12 protein-coding genes are annotated in these 12,081 nt (G+C 49.2%); all 12 read right to left on the reverse strand.

Translation table 11 applies throughout. The features are described from left to right. Nucleotide 1: 1 nt before the first annotated feature. A complete protein-coding gene (locus EDD77_RS15190; RefSeq protein WP_058965493.1) occupies nt 2-580 on the reverse strand; it encodes a PcfB family protein in 579 nt (192 codons plus the stop codon). Beyond that, the gene (locus tag EDD77_RS15195) at nt 555-1,964 is read right to left on the reverse strand and encodes a relaxase/mobilization nuclease domain-containing protein (protein WP_058965494.1); all 1,410 of its coding nucleotides are present in this window, start codon (nt 1,962-1,964) and stop codon (nt 555-557) included. Before EDD77_RS15195 ends, EDD77_RS15190 begins: the two co-directional genes overlap by 26 nt. Nucleotides 1,965-2,494: 530 nt before the next feature. After that, entirely contained in the window at nt 2,495-2,833 is a 339-nt protein-coding gene (locus EDD77_RS15200) for a hypothetical protein (protein ID WP_058965496.1), read from the reverse strand. 155 nt (nt 2,834-2,988) lie between these two features. After that, nucleotides 2,989-3,294, reverse strand: a complete 306-nt coding sequence (locus EDD77_RS15205; protein WP_077138592.1) for a MobC family plasmid mobilization relaxosome protein — start codon at nt 3,292-3,294, stop codon at nt 2,989-2,991. A gap of 60 nt (nt 3,295-3,354) precedes the next feature. Further along, nucleotides 3,355-4,350 carry a hypothetical protein gene (locus tag EDD77_RS15210; RefSeq protein ID WP_058965498.1) on the reverse strand — a complete coding sequence of 332 codons (996 nt, stop codon included), beginning with the start codon at nt 4,348-4,350 and terminating at the stop codon, nt 3,355-3,357. Beyond that, nucleotides 4,347-4,808: a DUF4869 domain-containing protein gene (locus tag EDD77_RS15215; protein ID WP_058965499.1), complete on the reverse strand. Its 462-nt coding sequence runs from the start codon at nt 4,806-4,808 to the stop codon at nt 4,347-4,349. Before EDD77_RS15215 ends, EDD77_RS15210 begins: the two co-directional genes overlap by 4 nt. 238 nt (nt 4,809-5,046) lie before the next feature. Continuing rightward, nucleotides 5,047-5,457: a recombinase family protein gene (locus EDD77_RS15220; protein ID WP_132587434.1), complete on the reverse strand. Its 411-nt coding sequence runs from the start codon at nt 5,455-5,457 to the stop codon at nt 5,047-5,049. A gap of 297 nt (nt 5,458-5,754) precedes the next feature. Then, complete coding sequence (locus EDD77_RS15225) at nt 5,755-6,441, reverse strand: class B sortase (protein WP_172733331.1); 687 nt, start codon at nt 6,439-6,441, stop codon at nt 5,755-5,757. A 10-nt stretch (nt 6,442-6,451) separates the two neighbouring features. Next, entirely contained in the window at nt 6,452-6,781 is a 330-nt protein-coding gene (locus EDD77_RS15230) for a hypothetical protein (protein WP_058965502.1), read from the reverse strand. A gap of 12 nt (nt 6,782-6,793) precedes the next feature. Next, on the reverse strand, nt 6,794-7,333 hold the full coding sequence (locus EDD77_RS15235) for a hypothetical protein (protein WP_058965503.1): 540 nt from the start codon (nt 7,331-7,333) through the stop codon (nt 6,794-6,796). A 60-nt stretch (nt 7,334-7,393) separates the two neighbouring features. Beyond that, entirely contained in the window at nt 7,394-8,944 is a 1,551-nt protein-coding gene (locus EDD77_RS15240) for a hypothetical protein (RefSeq protein WP_058965504.1), read from the reverse strand. A 131-nt stretch (nt 8,945-9,075) separates the two neighbouring features. Further along, nucleotides 9,076-12,081 (reverse strand): lectin-like protein (locus tag EDD77_RS18160; protein WP_172733332.1); only part of this gene is annotated, 3,006 nt, incomplete at its 5' end.

Raw genomic sequence — 12,081 nt, forward strand, 5'->3', positions numbered from 1 at the left:
GCTATCTCTCCCCTCTATCTGGTGTAATGGCATCCCGGGCTTGTTCTCGTACTTTTTGAGCTGCAAGCGCAGCTTTTTTCAGTTCGATGATTGCTGTGCGCACCGAAGGCCGGGAGTCCGCTTTCGCTTCAAGATCCCCGCGCATTCGCAAGTTGCTGTCTTGCGGATGGCGGGTTAATGCTTTTTTTCGTCCTTGCCTCGTCTGCTGGGGAATGGCATAGCCCATCCGTTCATAGATGCGGTTCAGTTTGGATACATCTTCCGCTCTAAACATGATGTCCAGCTTTTCACCCTGACCTTGTTTGTCCCGGATGGGAGCAAACAACACCCCATAGTGTTTAGCCTGCTGGGTAAATTCCTTCAGATCTTTTGTCTGTATGGGGATGATCCGGAGTTCTCTCCCTTCCCGAAGAAGACGATCAAGTCGGGTTCGGCCCCGAACCTTGGGACGCTCTTTGGCGTAAGCAAGTGCCATGGAGAGAGCATTTTTGAAGCCGAGAGCGGTTAGTTTGATGGCAACCTCAGCAAATTGCAGGGACTGGCGAACCATCTGGTCAGCAGCCTCTCCGCCGTTGTTCATGGTAAATCACCTCGCTATTCCTTTGATTTTCTTGTTCCGGTGTGCGAGCCTGTACGAGCTGTTGGCGCAGCTTGTCTGCATCCGATTCAATCTGAGAACATAAGGAAAGATCTCGGCGCATCTGTCGAATCTGGGCTGTCAGGCTCTTGATGTTAGTGGTGCGCTCTACATTGTCAACACCCCCTTTCTGTCGGTAAAGTTTGCTGCGCACGAGGATAAGCTGGTCCATTTCGGATGCGGTGCGGGCTTTGAACGCAGCCAAATCCTCGCTGGTTTCAATGTGGTTCTGCCACAAAAAATCACACTGCTGCAAATAGCGGTCAAATTTGAGAAACTCCTGCCGAAGCAAGTAGTAGCAGCGGCGAGAGCTTTTTCCCCGATAGGTTTTTCGCAGCAGGGCACAGTAATGGTAATAAAGGGCCATAAAGCCGCGCACACGCTTGTGGTGAATTGTGTGAAATGGTGCGCGGAAAGACCGGTAGCGGCGGCGGACCAGAAGCTCCGGGGGCATCCACCGCTGGGTCTGCTGGTCAAGCTGTTCCTGATACTGCTGCCGCTCCTGCCGGGGCATCTGCTGAAGCTGCCGATAATACTCGCGGACAGCAGTTTCTTCATATTGAGGACTCAGCTTTTCCAGCCGGATGCTTTTGGTGCGGCCCGGTGGAATAACGGAAGTGTATTTGTGATTGGGAGAAGCGTTGACCTGATAGCCCATATTCTCCAGTTCACGGAGAAACCCTTCATAACTCGTCGCAATAAGGAGTGCCCGGTCAGCATCTGCCTTTACCAGAGACCGGACGGTGGGCTGCCCCTGCTTTGTCCGTTTCCAATCCCCATAAGAAAGCCCATGCCCATCGGTTTCAATGACAGAGAGTTTGTATTCACGGCACAGTTCATCGGAAATCTTGCGGATTCCCTGATAGTAACTTTTGAAATCGTTGCGGAACATTCGGCCATCCGCGAAGCTGACGGAATTGAATACAATATGGCAATGAAGATGTTTCTGATCCAGATGAGTGCTGACAGTGCATTCAAATCGCTCTGCAAGAAAACGGCGGGCAAATTCACAGCCGATCTCAAAGCATTGTTCTGGCGTCACCTCTTTGGGGGTGAAACTCTGGATAATGTGATAGCCGAGCACACCACCGTTTTCTGATTTGTTCCATCGGCGCTTGGTGGCTTGCATGGAAGAAAAAGCAGTGGCCGGATCACAGTTGAATCCGGCCACATACAATTGATATTCGGTTTTTTCATTGTTTTGAGTGTAGCTCAAAAGGCGTTCAAGGTCTTTGGTTTGGATGACTTCGGTTTTCTCTGGATTGGAGGTATAGGATAGGCAGCGGTTCAGATCGCTGCGCACTGGTATGATTTTGGTATAAGCCATTTTTAAAATAAAAGCCGCCGTACCAAGGGCACAGCGGCAAGAATCCGAGATTAATACTACATAATTGAAGGTGGGAGATGTATATGTTCCTGGAAGTGGAAATATTGTTATTTGCACAGAAGTAGCGTATACTTTTCTTGAAACAAGAGGTTATGCAGATAAGAGCTGAAGGTTGCCGCTCTGGATAAGGATAGACAAAAGATGTATTCTCTTCGATAATCTCTTATCAGAAAAACGGCATTGTGTAAAATGGAGAGTTGAGTATGGGTGTGAACACACACATTTCTTATGAGCAAGAGCAAAATCGACGTGATGCAGTGTTAGAGCACCGGGCGATGGTGCTGAAAGCCGAGTTAGGACGCTTACAGGGGAAAAGAACCTACACAACCGAACAGGTGTACAATCAGATTTGTCGGCATTTGGGAAAAAAGAAAAGCAATATATAAAATTGGTAAGCTGTCTATATAACATAGAAAAGCCTGCTCCTGACTGCATGAATGCATGAAGGTGCAGGCTTTTCCATTGTTTTATTATCCTTCAAAATCAATGCCTAGGCACTCGGCGATTTCCTGTGGATTCATACCTGCTTTTTGTGCCTGTTTCAGAATATCCTGAATTTTCTGCTTTTTGGTTTTCCGGACTTTCCGCTTGGACTTGGGGGCAAAGATCGCTGCCTTTTTTTCTTCCAACACTTTCACGCGTTTTCGCGCGGCAGCAATTTTTTCATCGTAGCTGGATACGGCAGCTTGCTTTTTCGCTTCGAGATCAGCAATTGTGTGATTTACGGCTTCAATTTTAGCGTCGAAATCCGCAGCACGTTCTTCAGGTGAACGGCGAGTCCGCTTCTTTTCAGTTTCAGAGGTCAACATATATAATCACCAGCTTTCTTTATAATTACCAAAAGAATATCACAGTTTTATAAAAAGAACAACAATAAAATATTTCGTTGTTGTAAATATAATAAATAATCAAACAAATGCTTTTTTTAATCACACACAAGTCCTTTATTCAATGCGAAAGTAGCTCAAGCATACTCTTGTATTTTGGTCCAAACTTCACGCATTAAACGGGAAAGTTGTTCTGCTTGAGCAGTAGAGACGCTTCCTGCGCTGTTGGCCAGACGAGTGATTTGATTGATATTATTTCCGATAGCGGATAGTTCCCGCACAAGATCCTTGTAGCTGTCGGGAGGACTGGGTTTAAGATTGCACCCCTCAATAAGGCTTCTGATAAAAGGCTCCATCTTGAATCCAGTTATAAAGGATTGCTCCTTCAAATGAATATATTCGGATTCAGACAAGCGAACGGTTACTTTTTTTAAACGTTTCAAGCGAATATCCTCCGAGGTAATAAAAAGCCGACTGCTCGCAAAAGCAGTCGGCAAAAATGTTTATTGTTTGGGTTCAATAGGAGAAAGAAAAGCGGAAGTAGTTTCAGCAATCACGTCAAGAATTTTCTCTGATTCCTTCTTTTGAAGATAGACTGGATTCAGTGTCGACTTTTGATATTTTAAATAGGTGTCATTGGTGATTTGAATGAGAATGGCCGAAAAGAATTGTTCCCAACTGAAATATTCACTGCTCTCGATGTGAGCGGAAGGTGATTCTAGAATGTTCTTTATGGAAATTCTCTGTGGAATCACGCCGGACTTCAGGATAATCCATTCAAAAGATTCGGGAAGATAAATGCTAAGGGAGCGTACGTTTCGTAAAGCTACTACACGTTCAATCTCAGGGCCAAAAGCTGCACCATCAGCAATAGCTAGGATTTTTTCGTTATGGCTGCGTTTTACAATTTCTGGGTAAATGTTAGACTTCCCTTTTGCACTGATGCATTGAATACCATGGTCGCTACATATCTTGGAAAAAAATTCAAAGCCAGAGTGAGCGTCTTCGACAATTACAAGATCAGGCTTTTCGTTCTTTGAAGGTATTGTATATAAAGGATAAAACTGACTATAAAGGCGTTTTGTCCCTTCATAAAGGTTACCGGATATATTACGAATTCCATATATTTCGGTTACACTGTATGGAAGATTGAAAAGACTTGCGCGAGTAGCGATTACATAATAGTTGTTGCTCTTTTGGGCCGCTCGAGCAAATTCTTTTGTGGCAACAAAAGGATCGCCTTCGTCGATGAAAACAATGCTGTTTTGGATGAGAGAGAGGTTTTGCTCCCAATTTAATGCAGAAAGAACAACACAAGGTTTATCGCATTGCACGGATACACCACTATGGGCACCATTGGCTTGGTAGGAAGCGATTAGATCAATTAGAGTGGTTTTTCCGGTTGCGCTGTCTCCGCGCAAAATAGTGAGGTTTCGGCGAATGGTGAATTTGTACTGCACTCGACGATTCCAAACTTTTACATCATAAGAGCCTTTCAAGTGATCATGCCCTCCTTAATAAAAAATCCTGCGGGTTCGACAAGCTCTTCCATGCTATGGATAATTTTATGATTGTTCAAAATTTCCAATTCGAAAGGTTTAGAACCGAAATCCATGATGTGGTAAAGATTAATCACCACATCCTGTTTGCATTCCTTTGCTATTTCCAAAATCCAGCGGGCACAGTTATCTCCGCAGGTTGATGCGTTGAATATTTTTTGAGGTTCATTGCGAATCAATAGAAGGGTCTTCACACCGCCAGATAAGCCTGTCACCGGGATTACACCTAAAGCTTTACTTTTAATTGCACTGGCACTAAGAACTTCACCTTTGTCAATGGCTTTGATGATTTTTTGGGCGAACGGATCAGTAATCCACTTGTCCAGATATACATTGTCAAAGTACATTGATGTATTGTAAATTGCCTCCGGCATAGTTCCAAAGAAAATTTTCAGCAAGGATCATCAACTCCCGTTCGAATATTTTTCATTATATTACCACAAAAAGGCGGCCATGTGAACTGAAGAAGGGGACGGGGTTTTAGGGGACACCCTAACAAGTGATAATATGCCCAATGACGGCATATTGTCGTGCTTGCTCGCATTGTGCGCAGCACAATGCGCCCCGCCCAGCGCGGTACGCGGCCGGGCGGGAAAAGGCAGCTGAATTGAAGGGGCTGGCCGTGAGAAGAGAAGGCTACCAGGGAAGGGAAAGCCCGTTTCGGAGAGCGTATTGCTCTGCCTTGTGTGCGAACCGGTAGTACCCGACACAGGAAGCCAAACTGACTTCAGCAGCACAGGCGATTACATGATGCAGAGAGAGCAATCTGAAAAAACGGTACAGGAAAGAAGAGGAGTGACTGATCGTGCCCAACCGGCAAATGTGAACCTGATCCACATCTCCGCTTTTTACATGGCGCATCATTTCACGGTAACCGGAACGATGCAGCCAGCCTCGACGGGTATCAATGCTCGTACCGACGATAGTGCAGTTTTGAAGATTAGCGCGCAGGCGCAGAAAATTCAGCTGATTCAGTGTGCCGAGTTCATCACCGGGAAGCCGCGCATAAAGCCAGACGCGAGGGGAAGATTTCGTGTTTTGTTGCATGGTTTACCTCAAAAAAATGGGGGTTCCATTACGAACCCCCAAGTTTATTGTTATAGAAAAAGTTGTAAAGTTTTCTCCAGGTCCGCATAGCTGGGGAACTGGATATTTTTGTGTATCAGGTAGGAAATGCTTTCGCTCCATTCCTCCAGGGAATACAATGAATGCTCCGGTTGCTTTAGCAGTTGTGCAAGATCACATAATGCCTGCCAGCGGCATTCTGAACGAAGTGAGAGATCGGAAATAAAGACTCTCTGAAGAGAAGCCAGCAAGTCTAACAATCCAATAGAAAACACTCCTTTACAGAGCGCTGGCCACAAGAACCAGACGCCCGTTTTCTTTTTGATAATCACAGGTAATGAGAAATAGATAAGGACCACTGCGCAGCAGATCTTCCTGATAGAAATACGCAGAATGAGCAATTGTGTCCAGCATCTCCTTTTCCTGTTCGGGTGTCTGCTTATTGAGCCACGCACGAATTGGAGAGTCGCTTCCGGAAACAATCAGACCTGCAAACAATTTGTAATAGCGAATGCCTGTGCGGGTTTCCCAGCGCACCAAAGAATTCGTTTCAAAAAGCTCCTTGCTTTTGTACTGGGCCAGATCGGCGAACATTGTACCGTCACGCATCAGATGACCGTAAACAATAAAGTTTCCACTTGTGTTCATATCCGCATTTTCGTCGATAAAGAGCGTTCCGGAACTGGCCGGTTCGCCAAAGAAATCCGTGCGAAGATATTCTGTATTATCGTTTCCCTGAACTACTGGCCCGTCCACCGTTGTGCCCGGAATTGTAAGCCAGCCGACATAGTCCGGGTTTATGTCGAGCAGACCATGGGACCAGTCCCAGAATTCAGAATCGGCGTTACTCTCATAAATGGAAACCAAAGTGTTGGCAGTATTTACTGTTTTCCAAGTGCGATAGGAATTTGAACAAATCAGGATACTGGCACAAAGGCAGCAGCACATCAGGATGATTCGAATCAAAAATAATGCTCTATTCATGGTGTCGCTTTTGAGCGTAAAAGTGAACGCCCAGATAACCGAATCCGGTACCCAATGCAATGAAAATCAACTGTCGCTGTCCAATACTCTCATCGCCCATCTTCGGCATCTCATATACCGGATCAGGAGGAATGTACATGAAATATTGGGTGCTCATTTTGGGAGAATGATTGGAAGCGATATCGACTTCACTGGAAATTGTTGCGCCCCTTTCACTGGCTTGTTCCACCGGGAGATCTTCCGCAGCCCAGACCGGAAACGTGAATAAAGCGCAGGCTGCAAGCGTTGCAAGCAGACCGGCAAGATAAGTTTTGAGCTTCAACGAAATCCCTCCTTAATTTAAAACAGTAATTTTCAGTTGTGCTACGGCCTGTCCAACCGTGATGTTAGAGTCTACATCAAAAGCGGTAAAAACAGCGGTGGCTGCATAATCGCCCGGAGCAAGATCAACCTCCAGCTTGTCTTGCTGAATGTGGCTGTTCACTGGCATATAGCCGGAATCGTAAATTTCCTCGCCGGTGTCATCCAGCGTGATGATAACCTGCTGTGCGTATAAGTTCTGCGGCCCGTTCTCGATCTTAAGACTGCCGTTCGAATCGCCAGTGGGGAATACTGGATGTGCGTTAATGGAAATGCTCAGACTGCCTTCTGTGACGACCTCGTTGAGTGCAGCTTGGATCTCATCATTGCTTTTATCCTCCAGCTGCCCCAATTCTGCTTTAATCTGATTTTCCAGCTGCCGCACATCAGAATGAAAAATCTGAGGATTCATTTTGATCCAGACAATACAGCCAAGCAGCAGCACAATGATCAGGGGCAGAAGCACCAGAATACGTTTGTTGGATGCTTTGGCGCGCGTTTCAGTGTTTTTCATACATACCTCACACAAAAAAGAACTCTTCCGGCAGATTTCTGCCGGAAGAGTCATCAGATCTTATCGGTTGCTGGTTACGCCATCGCCCGTGACCGTATTGGTTTCGCCGTCCGCAATACCAAAAGCGGGGGTCATGGTGTAGGTCACTTTGACCACGCTGGTGCAGCCGGAATCGTTGACATTGCCGCCGGCCATCTGGGCTTTCGCGGTAACGCCCAGAGTGGTTGCTTCCTCATCACTTACAGTGCCATCCTCGCCCAGCTGGGGAGCAGCCAGGAACCAGCCGCGCTCAGTGATGTCGATGGGGGCACTGGCGGTAGACAGATCAATGGCAGATGCGTTGGAGATAGCGGTTTCGGGAGCCAGGCTCATGGCCAGTTCGCCACGCTTCATATCGGCAGCTTTGGTGCTGGTATCAACCAAACGCCAGGTTGCAGGCTCGGCCTGAAGTTCGCTGACCTTCAGGGCCAGACCGGTGTCCTTGCCGCCTTCCTGAGAAGCACCCACAACAAAATCAGTACCGAAGTTCCATTCGCCATACACCAGATCACTGCTCAGGGGATGGTTGGGATCAATCGCGGTTACGGTTTCCTTCAGCGCATCACCCTCCAGAACACCGGCAACCTTGAAGTCCCACTTGCCATCAATGAAGATCACATAGCACTGACCGCTGGCGTTGATGTTTTTGTCGGTCAGCACCAGATAGTTTTCCGGCTCCTGCCAGTCGGGATTGGGGGTTTTGCCGTCCGACATGAAAGCGGGGTTGGAGTACCAGTAGGTGTACTTCTTTTCCCGGCTGTCGTAGCTGATGGAGAACAGGGTATCATCGCTGTGGTTCTCGTCGTAAATTTTCGCGTAATGGGTTACTTTGGTGATGTCCACGATGGTGGCGCTAGCACCGGAATTGCTGGTGGAGTAATTTTTCAACTGATAGGCATCAGAGTCGGGAGCAATGATGTTACCGGTGCCCCGGTAGCCGTACATGCAGACATACATGGGGACAGTTGCTTTCAACTGATAGGTTGCCTTGGTGGCGATGGTCACTTCGTATTCCACACGGCCATCGTCGGTTTTGCCGGAAACTACTTCCTCGCTGGTGCTGCCGTCGGGGTCGAGACCGTTCTCGATGTTCACATAGAAATTGGTGCCCATGCTGGGATCGGCATTGGTGGCGGTGTCCACATCTTCCGATACGGTGGCACTGTCTTTAGTGCCGTGGTGATAGGTGTAGGTGCCGTCATCCTCAGCGCGGCATTCGCTCAGGGGGACGAACACCACTTCATCCGCACCCACGAAGTAAGCGCCGTAGTCCACGTTGCCCACATTGTACTCGCTGCCTTTGATGTAGGCGCTCGGAACGGCCTGCCAGCCGGTGCCGTCATCTCGGTCAGCGTAGATCACCTTGCCGTCCTGCACTTTGTAGAACGCTTTATTGCCCACCGGCGTGACCAGTTTGGTGGGGATCATGCTGTTGGGATGATTGGTGATGCTCATGTTCGGCTCCGTCATGTCCTCCATGGCGTAGGCCGGGGAGGCTGCGATACCGAGGACCATGGTCAGGGCGCAGATACCGCTCAGGGCTTTTTTCCAGGTGTTGGTGTTCTTGTTCATTGTGATTCGCTCCTTTTTCAATTTTTATTTATATAACGCGAGCAGCGTTATACCAGGTTTAGCAGCCGAAAAGGCTGAACAATAAAAAATCCCCCTGAAAATCAGGGGGAGCGATGAAAATGTGGCGTAGGTTACTTCTGTCCGATGACCGGAGTGGTGGGCTGACCGTCGATTACATCCCCGATCTCAACATCAGTTTCGCCAGGGATAGTAATGCCATATTCCGCAATGGTGTAGGTTACACGGGTAAGGAACGCTTCCTGCCGGTCATTTACGTTACCGCCTGCCATGTTACAGAGCAGGGGAAGCGGCAGTACCGTACCGGATTCGTTGCCGTCGGCATCCCGGCCCGGATCAATGATCCAGGGAGTGCGGGGTGTGTTGTGGCCCATAACCAGCTGAGTGTCATCCAACTTCATGGATAGTTCACCGCGTTTCAGCTCGGATTGCGGCTTGTCCACGATGCTCCAGCCGTTGTTGGAAACATCAATATCGGTGATCTGGATTTTGCCGTTGGAGTAGTTGGTGATGCCGTAATTGGTCGGCTCCACCACCTCGCCGTCACCGGCGTAGCCATACATGCAGACATACAGCGGCACAGTGGCCTTCAGCTGGAATCGCAGTTCCGGGTGGACGGTGATACTGCCTGCCACATAGCGCAGGCTGTAATTCTGTACCTGTTCACCCAGAGGATTTTCCACAGTAGCCACAGTCAGCGTTGAGTTCTGGCTGGCATCCTGGTTCACGGCAACGGCATAGCCGGTCACTTTCCAGTGGTCGGTACCCAGCTCGAAGCCGTGATACTGCTCACACCAATCGCAGGGATAGATGCTCTGGTCATGCTCCAGGTCAAGATATTTGGCCGGGCAACCCATAAACCAATCACTTACCAGCGGGATGCTGTCGTTTGTGTACTGTGTTTTCTTTGTGCCGTTTTCCTCAATCTCGGCCACCAGCTTGCTGCCAGTGCTATCGGCCAGACTGACGGTGCTTTCGCTGCCTTTTTCCTTGACCAGCACCACGCTCTGCACAGTGTCACCGTTTTTTAGTGGCATATCCTTATAAAGAACATCCGCATTGGAACCCAGTGCGGCATAGGTTTCGCCGTCATCCGCCAGCAGATCGAAGGTCACATGGGTTTCGGGGAGACTTTCGTCCTCTACATACCGGTCGGAATCCTCCACTGTGAGGCGGATTTCACGGGCGTATACCTCCTGGGTGCCATCCAGTACAGCAACAATGTAGTTGCTCAAAACCGGGTAGTTGGCTTCCGTCAGGCCGGTATAGGTCAGCTTGTACATACCAACTGGCGTCGTTTCGTCAACGATCAGATCGGGAGCGCCGAGAATGGAGAAATTGCTCTTGCCATAGTCAGCAGTGAGGGTATCTGCGCCCTTCAGTCCGTCCAGTTTCAGCCAGCAGCCTTCCGTGGCGGCGGTATTTGCCTTGTAGGGTACAGTGTCATGCCAGGGCTTTCCTGCTTCGCCGTAATCCACCGGCTGACCATACATGGTGCGGCTGCTGCCTACCTGAGCGGTGAGCGAAGCGCGGTAGATCGCACCGGAATAAATCTCCTGAGCAATGTAGTAGTTGCCGCTGGGGTCGTTTACCAGGCTGATGGGGTCGGTTCGGGTGATGGTGTTTTCCTTCAGCTTCAGGAACCGATCCGGCAAGGTGTGGCCATTTTCGTCTAAGGTTTCACCAGCGTTTGCGGTAGCGTAAGTACCGGCATAGGTCTTCTTATCCACCCAAACGGCATCGCCGTCTACAATGTTATCGATCAGAATGTCACCAATGGTGGCGGCAGTAGTCGCATCGTAGGCTTTGATGTTCCGGGCATTGTTCGGATCGTCCAGGTAACGACTGTGTACAGTCAGCGGGCGGGCCGTAATACTGCCGGTGTAATCCTCGTTGCCAATGTAGTAGTTGGAGTAAGGATTGCTGGACAAAGAAAGAGGACTGGTGCGCCGGATGGAGTAGCTGCCCCGGTCAACCACACCTACGCTGCCGTTGGTGTAATAACCGGTAGCAGTAGTGGTGGAGAGGGTTACAGTGTCGCCGCTCACCACGCCGCTGGTAGCTGTCAGCCCCTCAAACTTGATGTTGTTGATGGTTGCATCGCTGGTCTTGTCGTACACCTTGTTGTTGTCATGGCTGTACAGGTTGACCGGACGCTTTTTGACAATCAGTGTGCCGTCCAGATCGCCGGTCAGGTAGTAACCGGCGTTGATGCCCGCCTGAGTCAGACTCAGCTTTACCGTGTAGGTGCCCGCATTGATTACGCCACTGCCGCTGCTTGCAGATGCGGCGATGGTGCGCTGCGGGTAAGCTGCGCTGGGGGTAGCGCAGGTAATTGTAGCCTGAACATATTGGGCGGGATTACTGATGGTATCACTGTTTACGGTGATGACCGGCATAAGCTCGGTCTTGTCGTACAGCTTGGAGCCGTCCAGAACAGTGGCGTTAATCTCCACCTTGCCCTGATAGCTCACTTGGGTGCCGATTCGGTCGCTGTCCGATACGCTGTGATTTGTCGGACGCAGGCTATTGTGAGTTTCGTCGCCCCATTCAACCACAAAGCCGTCACATTCGTGGGCGCGTTCAACATTTTCCCAACCACCGGCACTATCACTGTAGTGGACAGCCTGGTTTGTGCCATTCGGCTTACCAGGTGCCCATTTTGCGAACCCCCACTGCAGTTGGCCGTCTTTGAAGAATGGAGTACTGGTTTCAGATGCAGGACCATCGATCCAATACCATTCAGTGGACTGGTCATTATACCGGTACGCTCCAATATAGCCGAAGGAATCTTCCAGCAGATCTTCAATCAGAGCTTGTTCATCTGCAGTGGTGATATGGGCCAGATAGCCGTAGGTGTCCAATGGAGCGCAGTACATACTGCTGGCTTGGCTGCGAGCCTGATACCAGTCTACGGTTTTTCCGGTTCCATTGTTGTACTTGCTCACATAGGAGTAGAAATGGCCGGTTGTGCCGTTGTAGATCATATTGGCGTTCCAAAGATCTTCATCGGCGTACCAGAATACTTCTGTGCCTCCCTGAACACCGGCGGAGCTGATGCTCATAGGATCATATACAGTGAAGGTAACAGAACGAAGAAAATCCTGCCACTGAGCGGT

The organism is Allofournierella massiliensis (assembly GCF_004345265.1).
In the GTDB taxonomy this organism is placed as follows: Bacteria; Bacillota; Clostridia; order Oscillospirales; family Ruminococcaceae; genus Allofournierella; species Allofournierella massiliensis.